Source organism: Escherichia sp. TC-EC600-tetX4 (assembly GCF_019356055.1).
GTDB lineage: Bacteria > Pseudomonadota > Gammaproteobacteria > Enterobacterales > Enterobacteriaceae.
On sequence record NZ_CP079924.1, the window covers coordinates 2192531 to 2218633 of the forward strand.

The 26103-nt window shown below is 50.8% G+C and carries 26 protein-coding genes; 10 read left to right on the forward strand and 16 right to left on the reverse strand.

Annotation, left to right across the window (positions count from 1 at the left end; genetic code table 11):
• The first annotated feature begins 24 nt into the window (after positions 1-24).
• Entirely contained in the window at positions 25-1428 is a 1404-nt protein-coding gene (gene fumC, locus KXD89_RS10535; protein WP_001099085.1) for a class II fumarate hydratase, read from the forward strand.
• Here the strand turns inward: fumC and tus are convergent.
• The 3 genes from tus to rstA all read right to left on the reverse strand — a co-directional run bounded on the left by tus (position 1425) and on the right by rstA (position 4454).
• Entirely contained in the window at positions 1425-2354 is a 930-nt protein-coding gene (gene tus, locus KXD89_RS10540; protein WP_000135181.1) for a DNA replication terminus site-binding protein, read from the reverse strand. The genes fumC and tus overlap by 4 nt on opposite strands.
• Before the next feature lie 75 nt (positions 2355-2429).
• On the reverse strand, positions 2430-3731 hold the full coding sequence (rstB, locus tag KXD89_RS10545) for a two-component system sensor histidine kinase RstB (RefSeq protein ID WP_000732512.1): 1302 nt from the start codon (positions 3729-3731) through the stop codon (positions 2430-2432).
• 3 nt (positions 3732-3734) lie between these two features.
• Positions 3735-4454, reverse strand: coding sequence for a two-component system response regulator RstA (gene rstA, locus KXD89_RS10550; RefSeq protein ID WP_001092508.1), 720 nt, complete (start codon positions 4452-4454; stop codon positions 3735-3737).
• 128 nt (positions 4455-4582) lie between these two features.
• Here rstA and KXD89_RS10555 point away from each other — a divergent pair, with 128 nt between their 5' ends.
• Positions 4583-4918: a GlpM family protein gene (locus KXD89_RS10555; protein ID WP_000524868.1), complete on the forward strand. Its 336-nt coding sequence runs from the start codon at positions 4583-4585 to the stop codon at positions 4916-4918.
• Here the strand turns inward: KXD89_RS10555 and folM are convergent.
• The 3 genes from folM to ydgH all read right to left on the reverse strand — a co-directional run bounded on the left by folM (position 4915) and on the right by ydgH (position 8186).
• Positions 4915-5637, reverse strand: a complete 723-nt coding sequence (gene folM / locus KXD89_RS10560; RefSeq protein ID WP_000520804.1) for a dihydromonapterin reductase — start codon at positions 5635-5637, stop codon at positions 4915-4917. The two genes, KXD89_RS10555 and folM, sit on opposite strands and share 4 nt — an antisense overlap.
• A gap of 36 nt (positions 5638-5673) precedes the next feature.
• Positions 5674-7056 carry an amino acid permease gene (locus tag KXD89_RS10565; protein WP_000412379.1) on the reverse strand — a complete coding sequence of 461 codons (1383 nt, stop codon included), beginning with the start codon at positions 7054-7056 and terminating at the stop codon, positions 5674-5676.
• 185 nt (positions 7057-7241) lie between these two features.
• Positions 7242-8186, reverse strand: a complete 945-nt coding sequence (ydgH, locus tag KXD89_RS10570) for a DUF1471 family protein YdgH (protein ID WP_000769303.1) — start codon at positions 8184-8186, stop codon at positions 7242-7244.
• Between the two features lie 523 nt (positions 8187-8709).
• Between ydgH and pntA the strand changes: the two genes are divergently transcribed.
• Complete coding sequence (gene pntA, locus KXD89_RS10575; RefSeq protein WP_001300486.1) at positions 8710-10242, forward strand: Re/Si-specific NAD(P)(+) transhydrogenase subunit alpha; 1533 nt, start codon at positions 8710-8712, stop codon at positions 10240-10242.
• Between the two features lie 10 nt (positions 10243-10252).
• Positions 10253-11641, forward strand: a complete 1389-nt coding sequence (pntB, locus tag KXD89_RS10580) for a Re/Si-specific NAD(P)(+) transhydrogenase subunit beta (protein ID WP_000014036.1) — start codon at positions 10253-10255, stop codon at positions 11639-11641.
• 24 nt (positions 11642-11665) lie between these two features.
• On the opposite strand, the gene tqsA is transcribed toward pntB, so the two are convergent.
• Positions 11666-12700, reverse strand: a complete 1035-nt coding sequence (gene tqsA / locus KXD89_RS10585; RefSeq protein ID WP_001118241.1) for an AI-2 transporter TqsA — start codon at positions 12698-12700, stop codon at positions 11666-11668.
• Positions 12701-13111: 411 nt separating this feature from the next.
• On the opposite strand from tqsA, the gene mdtJ reads away from it, so the two are divergent.
• Together mdtJ and mdtI are read left to right on the forward strand one after the other, a co-directional pair.
• Positions 13112-13477: a multidrug/spermidine efflux SMR transporter subunit MdtJ gene (gene mdtJ, locus KXD89_RS10595; RefSeq protein ID WP_000276149.1), complete on the forward strand. Its 366-nt coding sequence runs from the start codon at positions 13112-13114 to the stop codon at positions 13475-13477.
• Positions 13464-13793, forward strand: coding sequence for a multidrug/spermidine efflux SMR transporter subunit MdtI (mdtI, locus tag KXD89_RS10600; protein WP_000046661.1), 330 nt, complete (start codon positions 13464-13466; stop codon positions 13791-13793). Before mdtJ ends, mdtI begins: the two co-directional genes overlap by 14 nt.
• A 38-nt stretch (positions 13794-13831) precedes the next feature.
• Here the strand turns inward: mdtI and KXD89_RS10605 are convergent, their stop codons facing one another.
• The 3 genes from KXD89_RS10605 to asr all read right to left on the reverse strand — a co-directional run bounded on the left by KXD89_RS10605 (position 13832) and on the right by asr (position 15237).
• Complete coding sequence (locus tag KXD89_RS10605) at positions 13832-14653, reverse strand: serine protease (protein WP_001260865.1); 822 nt, start codon at positions 14651-14653, stop codon at positions 13832-13834.
• 99 nt (positions 14654-14752) lie between these two features.
• Complete coding sequence (locus KXD89_RS10610; protein ID WP_000233093.1) at positions 14753-14836, reverse strand: stationary phase-induced protein; 84 nt, start codon at positions 14834-14836, stop codon at positions 14753-14755.
• Positions 14837-14928: 92 nt separating this feature from the next.
• Positions 14929-15237, reverse strand: coding sequence for an acid resistance repetitive basic protein Asr (asr, locus tag KXD89_RS10615; RefSeq protein ID WP_001340364.1), 309 nt, complete (start codon positions 15235-15237; stop codon positions 14929-14931).
• 303 nt (positions 15238-15540) lie between these two features.
• Here asr and KXD89_RS22560 point away from each other — a divergent pair, with 303 nt between their 5' ends.
• Complete coding sequence (locus tag KXD89_RS22560) at positions 15541-15612, forward strand: hypothetical protein (RefSeq protein ID WP_211114082.1); 72 nt, start codon at positions 15541-15543, stop codon at positions 15610-15612.
• A 48-nt stretch (positions 15613-15660) separates the two neighbouring features.
• Here the strand turns inward: KXD89_RS22560 and KXD89_RS10625 are convergent, their stop codons facing one another.
• Positions 15661-16914 carry an MFS transporter gene (locus tag KXD89_RS10625; RefSeq protein WP_000091840.1) on the reverse strand — a complete coding sequence of 418 codons (1254 nt, stop codon included), beginning with the start codon at positions 16912-16914 and terminating at the stop codon, positions 15661-15663.
• A gap of 106 nt (positions 16915-17020) precedes the next feature.
• Here KXD89_RS10625 and KXD89_RS10630 point away from each other — a divergent pair, with 106 nt between their 5' ends.
• The 3 genes from KXD89_RS10630 to bioD all read left to right on the forward strand — a co-directional run bounded on the left by KXD89_RS10630 (position 17021) and on the right by bioD (position 20089).
• Positions 17021-17914, forward strand: coding sequence for a LysR family transcriptional regulator (locus tag KXD89_RS10630; RefSeq protein ID WP_001019525.1), 894 nt, complete (start codon positions 17021-17023; stop codon positions 17912-17914).
• Between the two features lie 134 nt (positions 17915-18048).
• Positions 18049-19269 carry a sugar metabolism global transcriptional regulator Mlc gene (gene mlc, locus KXD89_RS10635; RefSeq protein ID WP_000225262.1) on the forward strand — a complete coding sequence of 407 codons (1221 nt, stop codon included), beginning with the start codon at positions 18049-18051 and terminating at the stop codon, positions 19267-19269.
• 124 nt (positions 19270-19393) lie between these two features.
• Entirely contained in the window at positions 19394-20089 is a 696-nt protein-coding gene (bioD, locus tag KXD89_RS10640) for a dethiobiotin synthase (protein ID WP_000919231.1), read from the forward strand.
• Here the strand turns inward: bioD and clcB are convergent.
• The 5 genes from clcB to ynfF all read right to left on the reverse strand — a co-directional run bounded on the left by clcB (position 20042) and on the right by ynfF (position 26057).
• Positions 20042-21334 carry a voltage-gated ClC-type chloride channel ClcB gene (gene clcB / locus KXD89_RS10645; protein WP_071592181.1) on the reverse strand — a complete coding sequence of 431 codons (1293 nt, stop codon included), beginning with the start codon at positions 21332-21334 and terminating at the stop codon, positions 20042-20044. The two genes, bioD and clcB, sit on opposite strands and share 48 nt — an antisense overlap.
• A 158-nt stretch (positions 21335-21492) precedes the next feature.
• Entirely contained in the window at positions 21493-22107 is a 615-nt protein-coding gene (dmsD, locus tag KXD89_RS10650) for a Tat proofreading chaperone DmsD (RefSeq protein ID WP_000148710.1), read from the reverse strand.
• 42 nt (positions 22108-22149) lie between these two features.
• Positions 22150-23004, reverse strand: a complete 855-nt coding sequence (ynfH, locus tag KXD89_RS10655; protein WP_000526503.1) for a selenate reductase membrane anchor subunit YnfH — start codon at positions 23002-23004, stop codon at positions 22150-22152.
• Position 23005: 1 nt separating this feature from the next.
• Positions 23006-23623, reverse strand: a complete 618-nt coding sequence (ynfG, locus tag KXD89_RS10660; RefSeq protein WP_000213028.1) for a DMSO reductase like molybdoenzyme iron-sulfur subunit YnfG — start codon at positions 23621-23623, stop codon at positions 23006-23008.
• Between the two features lie 10 nt (positions 23624-23633).
• Positions 23634-26057: a selenate/tellurate reductase subunit YnfF gene (gene ynfF / locus KXD89_RS10665; protein ID WP_001340362.1), complete on the reverse strand. Its 2424-nt coding sequence runs from the start codon at positions 26055-26057 to the stop codon at positions 23634-23636.
• Positions 26058-26103: the final 46 nt, after the last annotated feature.

Genomic DNA, 26103 nt, shown 5'->3' on the forward strand with positions numbered 1-26103 from the left:
AATTAATCAGGTGAGGAGCAGGTCATGAATACAGTACGCAGCGAAAAAGATTCGATGGGGGCGATTGATGTCCCGGCAGATAAGCTGTGGGGCGCACAAACTCAACGCTCGCTGGAGCATTTCCGCATTTCGACGGAGAAAATGCCCACCTCACTGATTCATGCGCTGGCGCTAACCAAGCGTGCAGCGGCAAAAGTTAATGAAGATTTAGGCTTGTTGTCTGAAGAGAAAGCGAGCGCCATTCGTCAGGCGGCGGATGAAGTACTGGCAGGACAGCATGACGACGAATTCCCGCTGGCTATCTGGCAGACCGGCTCCGGCACGCAAAGTAACATGAACATGAACGAAGTGCTGGCTAACCGGGCCAGTGAATTACTCGGCGGTGTGCGCGGGATGGAACGTAAAGTTCACCCTAACGACGACGTGAACAAAAGCCAAAGTTCCAACGATGTCTTTCCGACGGCGATGCACGTTGCGGCGCTGCTGGCGCTGCGCAAGCAACTCATTCCTCAGCTTAAAACCCTGACACAGACACTGAATGAGAAATCCCGTGCTTTTGCCGATATCGTCAAAATTGGTCGTACTCACTTGCAGGATGCCACGCCGTTAACGCTGGGGCAGGAGATTTCCGGCTGGGTAGCGATGCTCGAGCATAATCTCAAACATATCGAATACAGCCTGCCTCACGTAGCGGAACTGGCTCTTGGCGGTACAGCGGTGGGTACTGGACTAAATACCCATCCGGAGTATGCGCGTCGCGTAGCAGATGAACTGGCAGTCATTACCTGTGCACCGTTTGTTACCGCGCCGAACAAATTTGAAGCGCTGGCGACCTGTGATGCCCTGGTTCAGGCGCACGGCGCGTTGAAAGGGTTGGCTGCGTCACTGATGAAAATCGCCAATGATGTCCGCTGGCTGGCCTCTGGCCCGCGCTGCGGAATTGGTGAAATCTCAATCCCGGAAAATGAGCCGGGCAGCTCAATCATGCCGGGGAAAGTGAACCCAACACAGTGTGAGGCATTAACCATGCTCTGCTGTCAGGTGATGGGGAACGACGTGGCGATCAACATGGGGGGCGCTTCCGGTAACTTTGAACTGAACGTCTTCCGTCCAATGGTGATCCACAATTTCCTGCAATCGGTGCGCTTGCTGGCAGATGGCATGGAAAGTTTTAACAAACACTGCGCAGTGGGTATTGAACCGAATCGTGAGCGAATCAATCAATTACTCAATGAATCGCTGATGCTGGTGACTGCGCTTAACACCCACATTGGTTATGACAAAGCCGCCGAGATCGCCAAAAAAGCGCATAAAGAAGGGCTGACCTTAAAAGCTGCGGCCCTTGCGCTGGGGTATCTTAGCGAAGCCGAGTTTGACAGCTGGGTACGGCCAGAACAGATGGTCGGCAGTATGAAAGCCGGGCGTTAATCTGCAACATACAGGTGCAGCCGTGGAATGATCAAACGAAGCGGCTGCGCCTGAGGTTTATAACGGTGCTGCACATTGTCGGCATCGTAATTTAACAACTCACCAACGTCCGGCACGCCCGCGCCATTATCCCGATTAATCAGTGCAATCAGTGGTGTAGGGCAGGCGTGTTGGACTTGTTTTTGATCTCCTTTGTACCAGACGCGGGCAATCGGCTGCACCTTCACCGGACGTTTGATTTTTAACTTCGCGTTCTGTGGCAGGGCAGCGATATCCTGATACTCTCGCTCCAGTTTTCTTTGCCACTCCTCGCGCGTCCACGGTGCGACACTGCGTGGTGATTTCAGGCTTTTTTCCAGCTGTGCCAGGACTTCATCACGATGTAAATTCTTAATGATATGTTTATTAGCCCAACCAAAGCGTAAAGTGGCGGGGTCGTGCAGAACGGTGAGCGTGCGGTAAGCATTAAGGGTGATCAGCCCCGGCAAATGACGATGCACCCATTCAAAACGTGCCGCGGTGGGGAGTTCTGATTCAACCGTGACGATATGCTCGAACGTGGTCTTGAGTTTATTGATGTGCTGAATATGACTGACCAACGCTGCTTGCGAAAGGTTATCGACCTGGTAACACAACACGCCAGGCAGACGGACAGCGGCCTTGCTGCTGCGATTTTCGGACTGTTGTTGAATAAATAAATGGCGGAAATGACGCAACGCCAGCGACTGCGCGTCGTTGCCGAGATGTTGTTTTACCTCAATACGATTAAGCGGATTATGCTCATCCTCTTTTTTTACCTCCGGCAAAGAGAACACGCGGGCAACCAATAGCTTGTGTTGCTCAAGATGAGCGGCAAATATAGCCAGCTCTTGTTCCATCTGGCGAAAGGTAGTGTTGAGTCGGTCTACGAGATCGTAACGCGCCATAATATTAACCACTTTAGTTACAACATACTTATTTTATAGCACAGTCGTGGTGACTTGACCATCGTGCGCGTAGTGTCAGGCAGAGGTAAATTGCGGGATGTTATGCCATAACGGCCAGCTAAACGAGAAGCGGGCACCACCCAGTTCGCTGGTGTCACAATTAACCGTACCGCCCATTGCCAGTGCTATAGAGTGGACAATTGCCAGCCCCAGCCCGCAGCCGCCGGTTGAGCGATCCCGGCTGGGATCGAGGCGAACAAAAGGTTCAAAGATATGTTCGCGGTTTTCTGGGGCAATCCCTGGGCCATCATCCTCAACAATTAATGTCGCTCTATTCCCCGACAGTAGCAGGCTGGTTTCAACCGTTGAATGGCAGTACCGCAGGGCGTTATTGAGCAAATTATCCAGCACGCGCTCCATTAAGCGCATATCCAACGCCGCATAATGGCCTTGCACGAGCGTTTTTATCCGTACCGTTTTATCGGGCGTTACTGCCTGAATATCTGCCAGATGCGTTGACAGCCACAACGGCAGGTCTGGTTCGCTAAGATGAAGCTCGTTTTGTGGGCGATCGAGTCGGGCATAAGTCAGCAGCTCTTCAATTAAAGCTTCAAGTTGACTGATATCACGATTCAACGCCTGGGATTCGGCGGCGCTCAGGTTATCGCTCATCTCCAGTCGATAACGCAGGCGCACTAACGGTGTTCGCAGTTCGTGAGCGATACCGTCAATAAGCTGTTTTTTGCTGGCAATTAAGGCGTTGATATTGTCCGCCATCTGGTTAAATGCGACGCCAAGTCGTTCAAAGCTCGAACCCTCATCAAAGTGGATACGTTCATTGAGATGCCCATCGCCAAATCGTTGCGCCGCTGCTTCCAGTTTTAACATATCCTGCCAGTGCGGACGCATCCAGATAAACACCGGAAAGGCGAGGGAAATAGCAATAAAAGCGATCAGGGCGATATCCAGCAATCGCATCTGATGGAGATAATAAAGATAAGGAACAGGACCAACTGCCAGCACGTAGTGGCTGCGCGGGATACGCTGCAAAAACGTGTACTGATCGTCCAGGGCGACAATTTCGCCGCCACGCAGTCGGTGCATGGAAATATCATCAAGATGGTATTTACTCAGTGGCTCGACACGCAGATCGAAAGAGAGATTTAAATCCATCTCTTTCAGAGTTTTACCCCAGTCGTGTGGGGGGATCTCACGCAATTCGCTGCGCATCAGATACAGCGAACTGTTCATCAAATCATCCAGCGACTGTTTGCCCGCGCGTTCGGCGGTAAATTTGTACACCAGCCCAACCAGCAGAGACATCACAAGGAAGCAGACAAACAATAACAGGTAAAACTGGATAAACAGTTTTTTCATCGCTTATTCCCATGCATGAGGCGCAAAAAGATAGCCTTTGTTACGCACAGTTTTAATGCGATAAGGTTCTGCGGCGTTATCGAGCAGTTTTTTTCTTAACCGCGAAATAGCCACGTCCACGCTACGATCCAGTCCGTCATAACTGACGCCGCGTAAATTTTTCAGCAATGCATCGCGGTCCATGATTTGCCCGGCATGGGTAGCTAATTCCCACAATAATTCGAAATCAGCTGTCGAGAGCGAGATTTCAGTGTTAGCCAGGGTGACTACGCGGTTGATGGGATCGATGGTCAACGTGCCGAAATGCAGGGCTTTGTAGGGAGTCAGAGACGTTTCCTGAAGACCTTTGGTCAGTGTGGCTTGCTCATTCTGACGCAAATGCAAACGTAAACGCGCTAGCAAAACAGCAGGGGGCGTCGTTTTGAGAATATAGTCGCAGGCACCCATTTCCAGTGCCAGGATGTGGTTCATATCGCTATCGAGAGAGGTTAGAAGAACAATCGGTCCAGACCACTTTGCGCGTAAATCACGACAAATGGTCATGCCGTCCTTGCCTGGTAGCATGATGTCGAGTAACACCAAATCCGGATTTTCTCGCAAAATGGTTTCTTCGGCCTGGTCGCCGCGCGGCTCTACGGTAACCTGCATATCATGTTTTGCCAGGTACGCGGCAATCAGTGAACCGACTTCCGCATCATCTTCCACAAATACGATAGTGTTCATAACATTCACGGTAGATATAAAAACGTCACAATACACCGCGCTGTTTTTACTTACTATCAATCGTTTCTAAACAAGTTTTCATCAGGTATTCTACTGATGACTTGTTATGGAAGTGTTAAGGTAAAAAGATGGGGCTGGTAATCAAAGCCGCGCTCGGTGCGCTGGTAGTGCTGTTGATTGGTGTTTTAGCAAAAACGAAAAATTATTATATCGCCGGGCTGATTCCACTTTTCCCGACCTTTGCGCTTATCGCGCATTATATTGTTGCCAGCGAACGCGGCATTGAAGCCTTACGCGCAACCATCATTTTTAGTATGTGGTCGATTATTCCCTATTTTGTTTACCTGGTGTCGCTGTGGTATTTCACCGGAATGATGCGCTTGCCCGCCGCTTTTGTTGGTTCTGTTGCGTGTTGGGGGATAAGCGCATGGGTGTTGATTATATGCTGGATAAAGCTGCATTAACGCAGATGACGACCGCCATCAAGTGGGAAACTGCGTCCGGTGACAAAGCAACTGGTAAGTAAGTAATCGACCAGGTCGATCACTTCTTTCTCGCCAGGCGCGGTTTTCATCAGTGATTTATTCAGCGCCTGTTGTCGATATTCGGCATCATCATGTTCATTAAACAGGATCAGCGATGGCGCAATAGAATTCACTTTCACTTCCGGTGCCAGCTTGCGGGCAAACGAGCGGGTCATATTATCCAGTGCCGCTTTGCTTGCAGCATACGCAATATGTTTGTCGCTACCGCGCTCCACCACATAATCGGTAAAGTGAATGATATCGCTGGCGGCGTGTCCGTGCCCACGCAGTAATCTTTCCAGCGCATGGTTGAGCAGGTATGGGGTATTAACGTGGATCTGCATCATGCAAGCCAGTACGTCGGCCAGTGGCGCACCCGGTTTTTCCGCCATCCACGCACTGGCGTTATGCAAAATAGCACGCAGACCATGGGTGCTTTTTAGTACTTCATCGGCAAACGCCATCACACCGTCGTTGGTCGAAAAATCAGCCTGAATACACTGCGCACCTGCATTAATCAGTCCATCAATGGCTGGATAGTGTGTCCGATAGCTGACAATCACCGGTTGCTTTTGATTAATGAAATGCCATGCGAGGGCGAGGCCGATGCGACGACCTCCGCCAGTAATTAATATTGGCAAGGGCTGGGTTTTACCCATCGTTATCTCCTTTGCTATCCAACGATGGGATGAACGTTATCCCACCAGCATCCAGGTCGCCGGAACTGAGGCAATTAACAGCATGCCAATCAGCACCATTTCCTGACGGTTCAGTACATTATCATGGGTATGCGTTTTGCGCGCGTACAGGAAAACCAGCAGCCCCGGTGCATACAGAACAACGGATAACAGCAAGTGCATTGGACCAGAGGCGTACAATAACCATAAGCCATAAATGCAGGCACCGACACCTACCGCTTTATGCAGTGGACGGGTTGCGATTTTCAGCAAGAACGCGCCGACCAGGAAATAGGGCACCAGAATCATTTCTGAGGCGATGGTCAGCAACGTGTTGTAATCGGAACCGGTCAGCCAGATGAGTACCAGACAAATTTGCACGCAGATGTTGGTCAACCACAGTGAGGCGGATGGCGCAGCTTGTGCGTTCTGGCGCGCAAAAATGCGCGGGAATGCTTTATGAGTGGCGGCCAGGAACGGTACTTCTGCTGCCATGATGGTCCAGCTTAAGTACGCGCCGCAAACGGAAACGATCAAACCGGCAGCGATGATGATTTCGCCCCATGGTCCCATCATTTCCACCATCAGACCGGCCATTGACGGGTTACGAATTTCAGCCAGTTCAGGACGTGCCACCACACCCAGCGAAAGCAGCGTTACCAGCAAGTAAACGCCCAGAGCGGAGAGAACCGCCAGCAGTGTCGCTTTGCCAACATCACGTTTATTACGCGCACGCGCAGAAACAACCACGGCACCTTCCACACCAATGAAAACCCACAGGGTGATCAGCATGGTGTTTTTCACCTGTTCCCAAACGGGTACGCCAAGTGCAAGTCCGGTGAAGTCGAGCTTGAAGGTATCCAGTTTGAACATCATCATCGCCAGCACAACAAACAGACCCAGCGGCAACAATTTTGCCAGTGTCGCCACCAGGTTAATGCTGGCAGCGGTTTGCACCCCGCGCAGGATCAAAAAGTGAACAATCCACAATAAAGCCGATGCACCGACTATCGATTGCCAGGTATTACCATCGCCAAACAGGCGCAATTCCGGCGTGTCCGTAAAAAAGCTTAACGCGGAAAAAACGATCACCAGATAGGAGACGTTGGCGATGACTGCGCACAGCCAGTATCCCCATGCGGAACAAAAGCCGATTAGCTCGCCAAACCCTTCGCGGGCATAGGTAAAGATACCGCCGTCAAGTTCGGGACGAATGCGCGTGAGGATCAGCATGGCAAAGGCCAGCAATAAAATGCCAGCGCCAGTAATACCCCAGCCGATGAGCAGTGCTGCCGGGCTGGCAACTGCCGCCATATTTTGCGGCAGACTGAAAACACCCGCGCCCAGCATTGAGCTTAATACCAGCGCGGTGAGTGCGCTCAGTCCCAGTTTCTTTTCCATCGATATCCAGTGATTAAAACGTGATAAGAAGAATAAATATTAGGGCAAAACGCATAAAAATGGAGTTTGCCACTGAAGCGCGGGATTTTACGAAGAGATGTGTCTGCATGCAATGGTCGCGGGGAAATTTGTGACTAAAAATGCGAAAGGCGGCATCAAGCCGCCTTATAGGAGTAACTGAATAGTTATTTATACAGATCTGCGCTGACGGTCAGGTTATTACCACGTTCCTGCCACTGGCGGGTGATGTGGTAATACTTAGCACCTTTCTTCGCGGCACGTTTCGCAACCTGATAGGAGACTTCGGTCATGTTGCCGTAGTTGCCAGAGAATTTGATGCTGTCGAACGGGACCATCATCGCTGCGGTCGCTTTGTTCAGTTCTTCGACTTTAGTGCCATCCGGGAGCGTGACGGTGTAACGCCCGCCTTTTGATGACTGGGTTTCAAAGAAGCGACCGACTTCAGAACTTGGTGATGCGGTAGTCGCAACACCCGGGATCTCAACTTTCTTCGCGGCTTCGCCACCGGCAGCCAGAGCTGCACGTCCTGCTTCGGAATCTGCCGGGATCACATCCGGGCTCTGGACGATACGTTTCTTAGCATCTTTTTTATAGATGAATGCAGTAATACGCTGGTTGCCGCCCTGGTTGGCATCGATTTGACGAACGATGTAGAAAGAGTAGGCACCTTTCGCTTTTGCCGCTTTGGTGATGGCATCATTGACTTCTGGCTGGCTACGATAGAAGCCCTGGACGGTGACCGTGTCAAACGGTTCAATCAGAACAGCCTGATCTTTCGGCAGTTCGACAACACCGTTAATTACGCGATTACTTGTTTCTTCTGCTTTTTCAGCATCGGCTTTATAGAGGTCAGCGACCACACGCCAGTTACCGCTGTTACCAAAATCAGAAGTGTCGACAACATAAAAAGAGGCGGCACCTTCTTTATCTGCGCGACGAGAAACGGCTTTCACCGCTTCGCCAATAGCATTAAAACGACCGGTAACCACTACACGGTCAAAAGGTTTAACCGCTGCCGCTTGCTCCGGTGTCAGTTCTGTTGCTGCGTTAACGGAGAATGCCATAGCAGAAAGCAGTGCCGACGCCAGGAGGGTGTTCTTAAGCTTCATAAAAATAATCCTTCGCCTTGCGCAAACCAGGTACTGGTATTGTTATTAACGAGAAACGTGGCTGATTATTGCATTTAAACGGTGTAACTGTCTGCGTCATTTTTCATATCACATTCCTTAAGCCAATTTTAATCCTGCTCAAATGACCGTCTATGCTTAAAAAACAGCCGTATCAGCATCATTACTACTGAAGCAACTGAATTGTATAAGTTAATTTAATGTTAAGTAGTGATTCGTGCCGGGGCGATGTCTCGTTTTACCCGACCGTCGAAGACAATTATCAGTCTTTATCCGGCGTTCTAAGGTGTTTATCCCACTATCACGGCTGAATCGTTAATATTTTGCGAGTTCACGCCGAAATACTGATTTTTGGCGCTAGATCACAGGCATAATTTTCAGTACGTTATAGGGCGTTTGTTACTAATTTATTTTAACGGAGTAACATTTAGCTCGTACATGAGCAGCTTGTGTGGCTCCTGACACAGGCAAACCATCATCAATAAAACCGATGGAAGGGAATATCATGCGAATTGGCATACCAAGAGAACGGTTAACCAATGAAACCCGTGTTGCAGCAACGCCAAAAACAGTGGAACAGCTGCTGAAACTGGGTTTTACCGTCGCGGTAGAGAGCGGCGCGGGTCAACTGGCAAGTTTTGACGATAAAGCGTTTGTGCAAGCGGGCGCTGAAATTGTAGAAGGGAATAGCGTCTGGCAGTCAGAGATCATTCTGAAGGTCAATGCGCCGTTAGATGATGAAATTGCGTTACTGAATCCTGGGACAACGCTGGTGAGTTTTATCTGGCCTGCGCAGAATCCGGAATTAATGCAAAAACTTGCGGAACGTAACGTGACCGTGATGGCGATGGACTCTGTGCCGCGTATCTCACGCGCACAATCGCTGGACGCACTAAGCTCGATGGCGAACATCGCCGGTTATCGCGCCATTGTTGAAGCGGCACATGAATTTGGGCGCTTCTTTACCGGGCAAATTACTGCGGCCGGGAAAGTGCCACCGGCAAAAGTGATGGTGATTGGTGCGGGTGTTGCAGGTCTGGCCGCCATTGGCGCAGCAAACAGTCTCGGCGCGATTGTGCGTGCATTCGACACCCGCCCGGAAGTGAAAGAACAAGTTCAAAGTATGGGCGCGGAATTCCTCGAGCTGGATTTTAAAGAGGAAGCTGGCAGCGGCGATGGCTATGCCAAAGTGATGTCGGACGCGTTCATCAAAGCGGAAATGGAACTCTTTGCCGCCCAGGCAAAAGAGGTCGATATCATTGTCACCACCGCGCTTATTCCAGGCAAACCAGCGCCGAAGCTAATTACCCGTGAAATGGTTGACTCCATGAAGGCGGGCAGTGTGATTGTCGACCTGGCAGCCCAAAACGGCGGCAACTGTGAATACACCGTGCCGGGTGAAATCTTCACTACGGAAAATGGTGTCAAAGTGATTGGTTATACCGATCTTCCGGGCCGTCTGCCGACGCAATCCTCACAGCTTTACGGCACAAACCTCGTTAATCTGCTGAAACTGTTGTGCAAAGAGAAAGACGGCAATATCACTGTTGATTTTGATGATGTGGTGATTCGCGGCGTGACCGTGATCCGTGCGGGCGAAATTACCTGGCCGGCACCGCCGATTCAGGTATCAGCTCAGCCGCAGGCGGCACAAAAAGCGGCACCGGAAGTGAAAACTGAGGAAAAATGTACCTGCTCACCGTGGCGTAAATACGCGTTGATGGCGCTGGCAATCATTCTTTTTGGCTGGATGGCAAGCGTTGCGCCGAAAGAATTCCTTGGGCACTTCACCGTTTTCGCGCTGGCCTGCGTTGTCGGTTATTACGTGGTGTGGAATGTATCGCACGCGCTGCATACACCGTTGATGTCGGTCACCAACGCGATTTCAGGGATTATTGTTGTCGGAGCACTGTTGCAGATTGGCCAGGGCGGCTGGGTTAGCTTCCTTAGTTTTATCGCGGTGCTTATAGCCAGCATTAATATTTTCGGTGGCTTCACCGTGACTCAGCGCATGCTGAAAATGTTCCGCAAAAATTAAGGGGTAACATATGTCTGGAGGATTAGTTACAGCTGCATACATTGTTGCCGCGATCCTGTTTATCTTCAGTCTGGCCGGTCTTTCGAAACATGAAACGTCTCGCCAGGGTAACAACTTCGGTATCGCCGGGATGGCGATTGCGTTAATCGCAACCATTTTTGGACCGGATACGGGTAATGTTGGCTGGATCTTGCTGGCGATGGTCATTGGTGGGGCAATTGGTATCCGTCTGGCGAAGAAAGTTGAAATGACCGAAATGCCAGAACTGGTGGCGATCCTGCATAGCTTCGTGGGTCTGGCGGCAGTGCTGGTTGGCTTTAACAGCTATCTGCATCATGACGCGGGAATGGCACCGATTCTGGTCAATATTCACCTGACGGAAGTGTTCCTCGGTATCTTCATCGGGGCGGTAACGTTCACGGGTTCGGTGGTGGCGTTCGGCAAACTGTGTGGCAAGATTTCGTCTAAACCATTGATGCTGCCAAACCGTCACAAAATGAACCTGGCGGCTCTGGTCGTTTCCTTCCTGCTGCTGATTGTATTTGTTCGCACGGACAGCGTCGGCCTGCAAGTGCTGGCATTGCTGATAATGACCGCAATTGCGCTGGTATTCGGCTGGCATTTAGTCGCCTCCATCGGTGGTGCAGATATGCCAGTGGTGGTGTCGATGCTGAACTCGTACTCCGGCTGGGCGGCTGCGGCTGCGGGCTTTATGCTCAGCAACGACCTGCTGATTGTGACCGGTGCGCTGGTCGGTTCTTCGGGGGCTATCCTTTCTTACATTATGTGTAAGGCGATGAACCGTTCCTTTATCAGCGTTATTGCGGGTGGTTTCGGCACCGACGGCTCTTCTACTGGCGATGATCAGGAAGTGGGTGAGCACCGCGAAATCACCGCAGAAGAGACAGCGGAACTGCTGAAAAACTCCCATTCAGTGATCATTACTCCGGGGTACGGCATGGCAGTCGCGCAGGCGCAATATCCTGTCGCTGAAATTACTGAGAAATTGCGCGCTCGTGGTATTAATGTGCGTTTCGGTATCCACCCGGTCGCGGGGCGTTTGCCTGGACATATGAACGTATTGCTGGCTGAAGCAAAAGTACCGTATGACATCGTGCTGGAAATGGACGAGATCAATGATGACTTTGCTGATACCGATACCGTACTGGTGATTGGTGCTAACGATACGGTTAACCCGGCGGCGCAGGATGATCCGAAGAGTCCGATTGCTGGTATGCCTGTGCTGGAAGTGTGGAAAGCGCAGAACGTGATTGTCTTTAAACGTTCGATGAACACTGGCTATGCTGGTGTGCAAAACCCGCTGTTCTTCAAGGAAAACACCCACATGCTGTTTGGTGACGCCAAAGCCAGCGTGGATGCAATCCTGAAAGCTCTGTAACCCTGACGGCCTCTGCTGAGGCCGTCACTCTTTATTGAGATCGCTTAACAGAACGGCGATGCTTTGACCTCCCGCTGTTTGTTCAAGCGCAATTTTGACAATAATTGTCAACGGCACGGAAAGCAGCATACCCACCGGTCCTAACAACCATCCCCAAAAAATCAACGACAAAAATACCACCAATGTGGAAAGCCCCAGCCCACGCCCCATGATACGCGGCTCCAGAATATTGCCGAAGACCAGATTAATCAGCAGATATCCCGCCAGCACCAGCAACGCTTCGTAGAAGCCATTAAACACCAGTACCTGAGCGATAGGGGGGATTGCCGCGAGGACTGAACCAATATTCGGGATGTAATTAAGCGCAAAGGCCAGCAATCCCCAGACAAAAGCGAAGCGAACATCGAGTGCGGCGAGCATCGCCCAGGCGACCAGGCCGGTGATGATGCTGATGGCTGTTTTCAGCACCAGATAATGAGAAACACTGTCAATCGCACGTTGAATCGCCGCCATCCCTTCAACCGGACGCGCCATCATTTGCTGAAATTTTCCGGGCAATTGTGGCACTTCGAGCAGCATAAACAGCACCGTCAGCAGCAATAAAAATATTGATGACATGGCATTAGATAACTGCGTCAATAAGTTGGTGAGCAACGTCATCGCCGCGTTCGGATCAATATAATGCGCCAGCTGGTCAACTGAGACGTCAATCCCTACGCGTTGCAACAACGGTTCAAGCGCTTGCAGCGGCGTCATAATAGAGTTGCGATATTGCGGTAACGTCCGCGTCAACTCGTTGAGCGCGGAACCCAGATAAGCTAATAGCAACACCATCGCCATCACGATGATGGTCATCAAAATCGACACCGCCAGTACACGCGGCACACGCCAGCGGACCATGTGTTGCACCAGCGGGTTAAGAATAACAGCAATAAATAATGCGAGAATAAACGGCACGATGATCTCGGCGGCAAAACGGATACCGCAGAGAATAATGACCAGCATTCCCAACATAATGACGATTTTTAGGCCATTGAGCGTGATGATCGGCTTTGCCATGCTTGTCCCCGTTTTTTCTTCCTTTGCTAATAATAATGTCTTTTTCGCTCCGTCATCATAACGAAAATCAAACCGCTCAGGTAAAGAAGTGAAAATATTTTGAGTTAATTCTTAAGCTATGATACAAATCAGGCGTGTTCAACTACCGAGGACAATTATCATCCGCGATGACGAGAAGCAACACTGCGGATAATTGTAATATTATGGACAATTTGTTCAGGACGTTATTTTCTACATTTACCCATCTTCGTACCTCATCCACTATCTTGCTCGTAGGTGAGCAGCACTGGCGCAACGCGCTTTAGTCCTTTCTTCTGCCAAAGCTTGCGCTATGCGCGGGGCTTGACCACTTTACTTTGGTTTCGCTGAATTAAGCGAAAATTAAAATAATTCTCTTGCAGGAGAAGGACAATGTATATTTATTGGATTTTATTAGGTCTGGCTATTGCTACAGAAATTACCGGTACGCTGTCAATGAAATGGGCGAGCGTCAGTGAGGGAAATGGCGGCTTTATTTTAATGCTGGTGATGATTTCTCTGTCGTATATATTTCTCTCTTTCGCCGTTAAAAAAATCGCCTTAGGCGTAGCTTATGCGCTGTGGGAAGGTATCGGTATTTTATTTATTACCTTGTTTAGCGTTTTGTTATTCGACGAAAGTTTATCGCTGATGAAAATTGCCGGGTTAACCACCCTGGTCGCCGGGATTGTGTTGATAAAATCAGGTACCCGTAAAGCGCGTAAACCTGAACTGGAGGTGAACCATGGCGCAGTTTGAATGGGTTCACGCCGCCTGGCTGGCATTGGCAATCGTGCTGGAAATCGTTGCTAACGTCTTTTTGAAATTTTCTGACGGCTTTCGTCGCAAAATATTTGGCTTGCTCTCCCTGGCGGCGGTGCTGGCTGCCTTTAGTGCGCTTTCTCAAGCCGTTAAAGGGATCGACTTGTCTGTCGCTTATGCATTGTGGGGCGGGTTTGGTATTGCCGCCACGTTAGCCGCAGGTTGGATCTTGTTTGGTCAACGGTTAAATCGTAAAGGCTGGATTGGCCTGGTCTTGCTGTTGGCTGGAATGATCATGGTGAAACTTGCCTGATGAAGACGCTGCCCGCGCTGTCGGGCAGCGTTTGAACATTATTTTTGCGACAGTTGATCCAGCTTGTCGCGAAAACCGGTAACAGAAATGGCCCGGTTATCGGCGCGCCAGCGATCTTTCGCGGCAGGAGCCGAACTTTGCACCCCAATTAATTGCCAGCCGTCATCGGTATGCAACATCAGAGGCGAACCGCTGTCACCCGGCAAGGTATCGCACTGATGTGACATCACCGACGTTTGCGCCCAGCCAGTCACTTCACAGTTTTGATGACTGTACAACGTATCGAGATGATCTTCAGGGTAGCCTGCCTGAGTCACTTTACGACCTGCCGCTTTTAATGCGGCGGTAAGCGCGGCTTTATCTCCCTCAAATAACGGCAACGGCGTAATGCCAGAAGGGGGATTACGTAGCACAATCAATCCGAAGTCCCACGGCGCGGCTGCGGGAGGTACAATCCAACCATCCCCATCTGCTTTTAACCGCTTTCCCAGTGTCGGATCAACGCGGCCTTCTATGTCGTGGATCTCATAGCGCCAAAGACCTTTATTTGACACAAAACGCAGCGCCACTGCTTTATCGGCTTTACCCTTTGGAGGTGTCAATAAACAGTGTCCTGCCGTTAATGCCAGATTGGGTGCAATCAGCGTCGCCGTACATAAATTGCCGCTGGCCGTTTCCAGTTGCCCAACCGCATCCCACGGTGATTGGGTCGTGTCATTCACTGGCACACGATCATCATGACCAAAAAACAGGGTGCTGACCTCATCGTTTGCCGATCTGGCAACGTCTGGTTTATCTGCAAACACAAAAGCAGACGTCAAACTAATTGCACCCAACACTACAGCAATGGTTGTACGCATATCACACTCTGGTGGGTAATTATGATTATTAAAAGCAAACCCTCATAAATACTATAGACGGGACGGGATGAAAGTGGGAGTAAAATCAGATAACTACAATCAGGAAAGATAAAAACGGGCGGTAATCAGTGCGCATAAAATAAGGATGATCAGAATGAACTCAAAGCGATAACGGCCCACCATACTACCCTCCGCTAAAGGCGGTGCTAAACGTTACCCGCTTAGCACCGTAATTTTCAGGCGCGAGGGGGCGCGCCAGCATTACTGTTGAAAACTTACGCTGCGGGTTGTGCAGCAGGTTTTGCCGGTTGCTGATGGCTGTGTTTCTTGGCGTGTTTCTTCGCTGCCTGCGCTTTTTGTTCAGGGGCTTTCTGTTCAGCTTTCGTATTTTTATGATGCTTTTTAGCCGCCTGCGCTTTCTGGGCAGGTGCTGCTTTATGCTGTTTTTTATGATGTGTAGTTTTCGCCGGCGCTGCTTTGGTGGTCGTCGCAGTCGGAGCAGGTGTGGTCGTAGTCTCTGCAGCAAAGGCGGCAGAAGACAGACCCATAGCAGCGGCAACAACCAGAGCTAATACTTTTTTCATTGTCATACCCTCAATTTGTTTTTTCATTTAACCCCACTGCGGGGCCGTTGAAATAACTATATCCCTGGGAATGGCAGACTTCCGTGAGTGGTTGGTTTCAGCGTGTAACGATATGTACAAACGCTGAATAAATTACAGCGTTGATAATAACGTATTGTGACTTAAGGGAAATTTAGCTACCAATAATAGTAGTCTTGATCGGGTTAACTATTTTACTACTTACAAAGCAGTAGAATAACTGCGCATCAGTAATAAATGACACACAGCAAAATGAATCCGTTTATTTGGGTACTTATAATCCTGATGACGCTAGACGCGCTGCGGGAATTGGCTGGCGCTTCGTCTATTTTAGGATGGCTATTAACGTTGGTTTGAGCTGGCAATAAGTCCGGACGGGTATTTACCGCAGTCCGGACTTATTTTTCAGGCGTGCAGACGACGATGCAAACGCGTCCCGACCAGCAGAGCAATGACCAGCATCAGAGCAATAAATGCGCCGACGCCGTTCCAGCCATAGTTATGCCAGAAAACACCACCCAGCGTCCCGGCAATACTCGACCCCAGATAGTAACTGAACAGATACAGCGAGGAGGCCTGGCCTTTAGCGCGTTTTGCGCGGGGGCCGATCCAGCTGCTGGCTACTGAGTGGGCTGCGAAGAATCCTGCTGAGAAGAGTAACATTCCGGCAAAGATCAGCCACAGCGAGCTGAATAAGGTCATCAGTAAACCAAACAGCATAACCCCCGTCGAAAACAACATCACTGGACCACGCCCATAGCGGGTGGTCATGGTTCCGGCTTTGGGTGAGCTCCATGTACCGGTCAAATAAGCCAGCGATAATAAGCCAACCACGGCCTGACTGACATGCCAGGGGGAGAGCATCAACCGATAGCCGATGTAATTAAACAGCGTGACGAACGACCCCATCAGCAAAAAGCCTTCTGCGAACAATAACGGTAATCCCCGGTCACGCCAGTGCAGACGAAAGTTGATAAACAACGTCTTAGGGCGCAGCGAAGTCGGGCGAAAATGGCGTGATTCAGGGAGGATTTTCCAGAACATCAACGCCGAGGCCAGCGCGAAACAACCGATTGCCGCCAGAGCAATTCGCCAGTTGAAAAAGTCCGTGAAGACACCGCTAATTAAGCGTCCGCTCATGCCGCCAATTGAGTTGCCGCTGATATACAACCCCATTGAAAAGGCCACGAAACTGGGATGGATTTCCTCGCTAAGATAAGTCATGCCAACAGCTGCCACGCCACTTAACGAAAGCCCAATCAAGGCGCGCATAATCAAAATGCCGTGCCAGCTGGTCATCATTGTCGAAAGTAACGTACAAATGGAGGCCAACAGTAGCGCCGTGACCATCACTGGTTTGCGACCAATGGCATCGGATAGCGGGCCAGTAAACAGCAAACCAATAGCCAACATCGCCGTGGAAATGGACAGTGAAATACTACTGTTCGCGGGGGTTAAGCCAAACTCCTGCGAAAGCACCGGAAGGATAGGCTGCACACAATAGAGAAGTGCAAATGTTGCCAGTCCGGCAGAGAACAGCGCCAGGGTGACGCGCATAAATTGCGGCGTACCGCGTTTAATAAATTGATTTGGCTGAGAAATGCTTTGCTTGTCAGTGTCGCTTGCCGGAGCGCCATCAACAGTTGTAGTACGGCTCACTTGAAATCCTTGCTAAATATGCCTGTAGATCAGGCTTATACATAGGGTAGGAAAATCGAATTGTTCTGTCTAATATATTAATAATCTCAAATAAGATGTTTTAAATATGAATATTGAACTTCGTCATCTGCGTTACTTTGTTGCTGTTGCGGAAGAGCTGCATTTCGGGCGCGCCGCTGCCCGCCTGAATATTTCGCAACCGCCGCTAAGTCAGCAGATTCAGGCGCTGGAGCAACAAATTGGTGCCCGACTGCTGGCACGAACCAATCGCAGTGTATTGCTGACGGCAGCAGGAAAACAGTTTCTTGCAGATAGTCGGCAAATCCTGTCTATGGTGGATGACGCTGCCGCTCGCGCTGAAAGGCTGCATCAGGGTGAAGCGGGGGAGTTGCGCATTGGTTTTACTTCGTCGGCTCCTTTTATTCGGGCGGTGTCCGATACGTTATCGCTGTTTCGCCGTGATTATCCTGATGTCCATTTACAAACCCGCGAAATGAACACTCGCGAGCAAATCGCTCCGCTCATTGAAGGAACGCTGGATATGGGATTGCTGCGTAACACAGCGTTACCGGAGTCGCTTGAACACGCAGTCATCGTCCATGAACCGCTTATGGCGATGATCCCGCACGATCATCCCCTGGCAAATAACCCGAATGTAACGCTGGCTGAACTGGCGAAAGAACCCTTTGTCTTTTTTGATCCGCACGTCGGGACAGGGCTGTATGACGATATTCTCGGGCTGATGCGACGTTACCATTTGACGCCCGTCATCACTCAGGAGGTGGGCGAGGCAATGACCATCATCGGTCTGGTTTCCGCCGGTCTGGGTGTTTCAATTTTGCCTGCGTCATTTAAACGTGTTCAGCTCAACGAAATGCGCTGGGTGCCGATTGCTGAAGAGGATGCGGTTTCTGAAATGTGGTTGGTCTGGCCGAAACATCATGAACAAAGTCCGGCTGCGCGTAACTTTCGTATTCATCTGCTGAATGCTCTCAGGTGAGGGAAATTTCAGCGAAAAAGCCCGAAAAATGTGCTGTTAATCACATGCCTAAGTAAAAATTTGACGACACGTATTGAAGTGCTTCACCATAGCCTACAGATTATTTCGGAGCGCGAAAATATAGGGAGTATGCGGTGGTTGCTGAAAACCAGCCTGGGCACATTGATCAAATAAAGCAGACCAACGCGGGCGCGGTTTATCGCCTGATTGATCAGCTTGGTCCAGTCTCGCGTATCGATCTTTCCCGTCTGGCGCAACTGGCTCCTGCCAGTATCACTAAAATTGTCCGTGAGATGCTCGAAGCACACCTGGTGCAAGAGCTGGAAATCAAAGAAGCGGGGAACCGTGGCCGTCCGGCGGTGGGGCTGGTGGTTGAAACTGAAGCCTGGCACTATCTTTCTCTGCGCATTAGTCGCGGGGAGATTTTCCTTGCTCTGCGCGATCTGAGCAGCAAACTGGTGGTGGAAGAGTCGCAGGAACTGGCGTTAAAAGATGACTTGCCATTGCTGGATCGTATTATTTCCCATATCGATCAGTTTTTTATCCGCCACCAGAAAAAACTTGAGCGTCTAACTTCGATTGCCATAACCTTGCCGGGAATTATTGATACGGAAAATGGTATTGTACATCGCATGCCGTTCTACGAGGATGTAAAAGAGATGCCGCTCGGCGAGGCGCTGGAGCAGCATACCGGCGTTCCGGTTTATATTCAGCATGATATCAGCGCATGGACGATGGCAGAGGCCTTGTTTGGTGCCTCACGCGGGGCGCGCGATGTGATTCAGGTGGTTATCGATCACAACGTGGGGGCGGGCGTCATTACCGATGGTCATCTGCTACACGCAGGCAGCAGTAGTCTCGTGGAAATAGGCCACACACAGGTCGACCCGTATGGGAAACGCTGTTATTGCGGGAATCACGGCTGCCTCGAAACCATCGCCAGCGTGGACAGTATTCTTGAGCTGGCACAGCTGCGTCTTAATCAATCCATGAGCTCGATGTTACATGGACAACCGTTAACCGTGGACTCATTGTGTCAGGCGGCATTGCGCGGCGATCTACTGGCAAAAGACATCATTACCGGGGTGGGCGCGCATGTCGGGCGCATTCTTGCCATCATGGTGAATTTATTTAACCCACAAAAAATACTGATTGGCTCACCGTTAAGTAAAGCGGCAGATATCCTCTTCCCGGTCATCTCAGACAGCATCCGTCAGCAGGCCCTTCCTGCGTATAGTCAGCACATCAGCGTTGAGAGTACTCAGTTTTCTAACCAGGGCACGATGGCAGGCGCTGCACTGGTAAAAGACGCGATGTATAACGGTTCTTTGTTGATTCGTCTGTTGCAGGGTTAACATTTTTTAACTGTTCTACCAAAATTTGCGCTATCTCAATTTGGGCCAGGAAAGCATAACTTAGACTTTCAAGGTTAATTATTTTCCTGGTTTATATTTGTGAAGCATAACGGTGGAGTTAGTGATGCTGAAGCGTTTCTTTATTACCGGTACAGACACTTCTGTAGGGAAAACGGTGGTTTCCCGCGCATTGCTACAAGCGTTAGCCTCCCAGGGAAAAACGGTTGCGGGATATAAACCCGTAGCGAAGGGGAGCAAAGAGACACCCGAAGGGCTGCGTAATAAAGATGCCCTGGTGTTGCAGAGTGTTTCAACCATCGAACTGCCTTATGAAGCAGTTAATCCTATCGCGTTAAGCGAAGAAGAAAGTAGCGTGGCGCACAGTTGCCCAATCAATTACACCCTCATTTCAAACGGCCTGGCAAACCTGACCGAAAAAGTCGATCATGTCGTGGTAGAAGGGACTGGCGGCTGGCGCAGTCTGATGAATGATTTGCGTCCACTCTCTGAATGGGTAGTGCAGGAACAACTGCCGGTGTTGATGGTTGTCGGTATTCAGGAAGGTTGCATTAACCATGCACTGCTAACAGCTCAGGCGATCGCCAACGACGGGCTGCCGCTCATTGGCTGGGTGGCTAACCGAATCAACCCAGGACTGGCGCATTATGCGGAAATCATTGATGTGCTGGGTAAAAAACTTCCGGCACCGCTCATTGGTGAACTGCCTTATCTGCCGCGCGCCGAACAGCGTGAACTGGGGCAATACATCCGCTTAGCTATGCTGCGCAGTGTGCTGGCGGTAGATAGAGTCACGGTGTAACGTCCGCGAAATTACCGACGCAATTACGCAGGCAATCAATAAACCGGGGAGTAGCTGATACTCCCCGGTCATTTCACATATCATCAACGTCGACATAATCGGCGCGTGCGTGGTCGCCGCCAACAGTGTCGCCATCCCGGTCAATCCGAGTAAAAGTGTAATTTCTTCGCCATCAGGGAACCATAATCCCAGGCTACGACCATACAACATGCCAATGGCAAGACCGATAAATAGCGTCGGTGTAAAGACCCCACCGGGTGCGCCGGAACCGCTACTCGCCAGCACGGCACACAGTTTACAAAGGAAGATCCCGGCAATGATCATTAACAGTGGTGGGGCGGTTAAAAAGGATTGTACGGTGCTATAGCCGTTGCCCCACACTGCAGGTGTGAACAGGGAAAGCAGACCCACGATCAACCCGCCTAGTGCCAGTTGCCAGGGCGGCGCAAGTTTGAGACTCACAAATCCACGATGACAGGCGTTCATTAACGTTAACAACAGTGGTCCGCACAGACCTGCCAGCACACCTGTACTGATAATCAGCGCATAGTCACGAGCCTGAACCGTCACTGAGAGTTGTACGTTGTAGAGTAACGCGTCGCTATGATTAATCAGATTGCTAACCAGCAATGCCACGACGGCGGAAATAATCACCGGGCCGAGAGAGGCCAACATCATAGTGCCAAACAGCACTTCGGCTATAAATAAACTGCCAGCAAGCGGGGCACGATAGGCCGCAGCCATTCCCGCCGCGGCCCCACAGGCGATCCATAATTTCCACTCCTGGCGTGGCGTAAAACGTTGGGCAAAACAGGAGGCGGCAAGGGCAGCTAAAAGAATCATCGCACCTTCGCGACCAATTGCACTGCCGCTGGTTACTACCAGCAGAGAGGCAAGCGATTTAACCAGGCTTGCTGCGTAATCGAACTGTCCATCGGTTTGCAACGCTTCCATATAATCGGTCGGCGCATGAGGGCGTTGTTGGGTAAATTTCTGCCAGCCCATCAGCAACAAACCCGCCGCCAGTCCGCCGAGCGCCGGAGTTAGCAACCGTCGCCAGGGGGAAAGGTTTGTCGCTGCATTGACCAGACTGCCGGAGTCATTATTGAGGAACAACCACTCCAGTAGCAGCATCGCATGACGAAACCCGGCAACGGCAAAGGCCGCGAGAATACCGACGACTGTTGCGATAAGCAGACGGTGGAACATAGTGCGCAGATCCGGATAGATGTGTAGATGATGCATGAGCAGAAATGGGCAATGAAACACGGGCGACTATTTTGCGGCAAAAGAGGCCAGCCGCAAAAGCAGTGCGTGCTTTAAGAGATAAAAAAACGTGACACTGTAACCTATTATTGCCGGATTGCGCGTAATCGTCACCATCCGGCAATATTACGGTGATCCTATCGAAACAGCGGTTTAACCGCGACAGGAATTAACAGTTGTGATTGCCATTGCGCCAGCGTTAAGCGAGCCAGTTCACCCAGTGCACGGTAGAAAGGGTGTTCTGCTTTTTCGATAAAAACATCAAGAAAACGTGTTGACCACGGAAAAAGGTGCCATGCCAGCAATTCTTCGCATTCTGTCTGGCGACCATTCTCCGCCAACCACGCAGCCATCAACAGCAGTGAACCAAAATGATCTTCCGGTTCGTTTTGCTTCATTTCAAACTGAATGCCTTTCTCGCGCATCCACTGACGAAGTGCCAATGTTGAATCGCCAAACAGCACAGATTCGCGATCCAGCCAGACCGACCCCCACGGCGGAGACGGCAGTGCCCACGGGCCGACAAACAAACGCTGCCAGGCCTGGGCGTGAGTCTCTTCACACTGTGTCTGAAAAGCCGTCACCAGCGGCGCTAATGACGCTTCTGGTAGAGGCCACTGAGTTTCCCAGCCGTCACTGGTGAGTACCGCAACCAGAGGTGCGGCTTCCGCACTCTCTGGAGCGTAATAAAACAGCGCGCCCAACACGCGCGCCGCGACAGAAAAATTATCTTGCTGTGAAAAATGGGTCATTCCTAACATCCTGAAATGTGCGGGTTGCCCCGCACCAATTTGTTAACCTGCAATAGCCATTCCTACTGTCATGTGCAGGCCATAAAAGAGCACACGCCCGATCATCTCACCGCCAAGTATGAGGATTAGCCCCAGAATAAGTCCGGCAACGTGAGGTTCACGGCGACGAATGAGCGGGCAAAGCCAGCATCCAAGACCTGCGCATAACAATACCACACGCCAGACCTGTAAGGAGGCGTAATCTGGTACCAGTGCGCTGGCTTGTTGCACGGATGAGTGAATAGACGCCAGAGACAAACCTTGCAGCACAATCACCCCGGCACAAGCGATCAGCGCCAGAACGCTAATGATGGCAAATGGTGTGGTATTAAATGTAACGCGAGCTGCCCGCAGAATTGCGGCAGCAAGTATTGGACCGCTCAACAATACCGTCAGGAAGAAAGCCAGCGTAGTGTAACCGTTATGCCAGGTTGGCACGGTGTCGATTTGATACACGCAGGTCATCATCCAGACGAAAATGACGCCGAGCGCCATGCTGAAAAGTAACCAGAGTTTCCCCAACGCTTGCGGCATTTTACCGATGACTGCCACCAGCCACCATAATCCGCCAACGGCAAAAAATATGGAACCGGCAGCAATCTCGTTACTCAGACCAGAAGCTCCGATTCGATTCAGGGAGTTAAACGCCCGCAGTGGCGATCCCAGGTGCATGACAGAGGCAATAAACCCGACGCCCATCAACAGCCAGAGGAAAAACATGCCACGGACAATACGCTGACGGTCTGCGTCATTTTTGGCGGCGAACCAGCCAATTCCGCTAACAATCAGCGCGCCTACTACGCATTGACCCAATACGGTAAAGATAACCAGTGGCCACTCATGCCATCCATTTCCCATTTTACACTTCCTCCGGATTAGCCAGATAACCAGTGGTATCGCCGGTCGGGCGGCTGTTGGCGTTAGGTTTGATAACGATATTGGGTTTTGTGAAATGCGCGCGCGGCAGTGGCGCGACGGCAGCAAGAGTGCCGTGCTTCTGGCGCAGCTCTTCAATTGGACCGAACTCAAGTGCACGCAGCGGGCAGGATTCGACACATATGGGTTGTTTCCCCTCGGCGACGCGCGAATAACAACCATCGCACTTCGTCATGTGCCCTTTTTCAGCATTGTACTGTGGCGCGCCGTACGGACAAGCCATGTGGCAGTAGCGGCAGCCGATACAAACATCTTCATCAACCACCACAAAGCCATCTTCACGCTTATGCATTGCGCCGCTGGGGCAGACTTTTGTACATGCGGGGTCATCGCAATGGTTACAGGAGATGGAGAGATAATAAGCGAACACGTTCTGGTGCCAGACGCCATTATCTTCCTGCCAGTCGCCGCCAGCGTATTCATAAATACGGCGGAAACTGACTTCCGGGCCAAGATCTTTAAAATCTTTGCACGCCAGTTCGCAGGTTTTACAGCCAGTACAGCGGCTGGAATCGATAAAAAATCCATATTGTGTGGTCATGGGCTACTCCTTAAACCTTTTCGATCTGGACAAGATTGCTGTGCGACGGGTTTCCCTTTGCCAGCGGTGAAGGGCGGTGAGAGGTCAGAATATTGATACTGCCGCCGTGATCGACCCGGTCACCAAACATATCCGCTTTAAGCCACGCACCTTGCCCGATGGCGGTAACGCCAGGCAGAATACGCGGAGTCACTTTTGCGGCAATCAGCATTTCTCCATTATTGTTAAATACCCGCACGGTATCGCCATGACGGATACCGCGTGCCTGAGCATCAATGGGGTTGATCCACACCTCTTGTGGGCAGGCCTGCTGTAACACATCAATATTGCCGTAGCTGGAGTGGGTACGCGCTTTGTAATGGAAGCCCGTTAACTGCAGTGGATAGGTTTTCCGCAGGGGATCGTCCCAGCCATCAAAACCTGGGGTATACGCAGGAAGGGGATGAATAATTTCATCTTTTTTCAATTCCCAGGTATCTGCAATCTTCGCCAGTCGTTCAGAATAAATTTCGATTTTCCCCGAAGGTGTTTTCAACGGGTTTGCCTGTGGATCTTCACGGAATGCGCGGAAAGCGACGTAGTGTTCTTCCGGGCATTTTTTCTTAAAGATCCCGGTCGTTTTCATCTCCTCGTAGTCGGGCATCTCAGGGTTACGTTCCTTCGTTTTCGCATGGAGATATTTGATCCATTCATGCTGACTGCGACCTTCAGTAAAGGTTTGATAAACGTCTGGTCCTAAGCGTTTGGCGACTTCACTCAGCATCCAGTAGATGGGTTTGCGTTCAAATTTTGCTGAGGTTGCGGGTTGGGCGAGGATCACATAGCCCATATTCCCTGCAGATTCATGAGAGATAAGGTCTTCTTGCTCTGTTGGCATCAGGTCGGGCAACAGGATATCGCAATACTTAGCCGAGGCCGTCATGAAGTGGTCAATGCCAACAATCATCTCGCACTTGCTGTCATCCTGAAGCACCTCATGGGTGTGATTGATGTCGCCATGTTGATTGATCAATGTGTTACTGGCGTAGCACCATAAAAACTTGATGGGGACATCCAGTTTTTCTTTTCCACGAACACCATCACGGGTCGCGGTCATTTCCGTACCATGGTCGATGGCATCTGTCCATGTAAAGACGGAAATCTGCGTTTTAACAGGATTCTCGAGCATCGGGAACCATTCTACCCCCAGATCCCAGCTACCTTCGCGTACGCCTGAGTTGCCGCCGTTTATGCCGACGTTGCCGGTGAGAACGGAAAGCATGGCAATAGCGCGGGATGTTTGCTCGCCGTTGGAATGTCGTTGTGGCCCCCAACCCTGACAAATATAAGCAGGTTTTGCTGAACCGATCTCTCGTGCCAACTGGATAATTTTTTCTGCCGGGATGCTGGTGATTTTTGCTGCCCATTCCGGCGTTTTAGCTATGCCGTCAGGCCCTTCGCCCAGAATATAGGCTTTATAATGCGCGTTACGTGGTGCGTTGGCGGGCAGCGTTTTTTCATCGTAACCAACACAATATTTGTCGAGAAATGGCTGATCGACCATGTTTTCAGTAATCAGTACCCAGGCAATCGCACAGGCCAGTGCGCCATCGGTGCCAGGGCGAATGGGCAGCCATTCATCTTCACGCCCGGCAGCAGTGTCGTTATAACGTGGATCGATGACGATCATGCGTGCGTTTGAACGTTCGCGGGCTTGCTCGACGTAGTAAGTGACACCACCGCCGCTCATCCGCGTTTCTGCCGGGTTATTTCCGAACATAACGACCAGTTTCGTATTGGCGATATCATCCGGGCTGTTGCCATCATTGGCACCGAACATATAACTCATTGCGGCACTGATCTGTGCGGTACTGTAGCTGCCATAGCGACTGAGAAAACCACCGCAAGAGTTCATCAGACGGTACGGGACGTTTGAGTTGGTGATGTTTCCGCCATCTACGCCTGTTCCGTACAGGACATGTACAGCCTCATTGCCGTAATCTTTCAGGATCCGCCGAAGATTATCACTGATGGTATCCAGGGCTTCGTCCCAACTTATCCGTTCAAATTTACCTTCACCGCGCTTGCCGACGCGCTTCATGGGATATTTCAACCTATCAGGATGATTCATCCGTCGGCGGATAGAGCGCCCGCGTAAACACGCTCGAACCTGATGATTACCGTAGACGTCGTCACCTGTCGTATCAGACTCCACCCAGTACACGGTGTCATCTTTCACATGCAAACGTAACAGACAGCGGCTCCCGCAGTTAACGGTGCAGGAACTCCAGACCGCTTTCTCTTCTACCGGAGCCTCTGCCGCCCGGACCATTTGGGAAAATGGCAGAGTGAAAGCACTGCTTGCCAGCGCAAGACTGCCAAGTGCGGAGGTTTTCATCAGACTTCTACGGCTGATTTCAGCCTTCATGAGCGCCTCTGTGGTATGGATTTTCATCATTACTCACTTATTGCTTTTCAAACAAAATGTCATGCCAGAATTT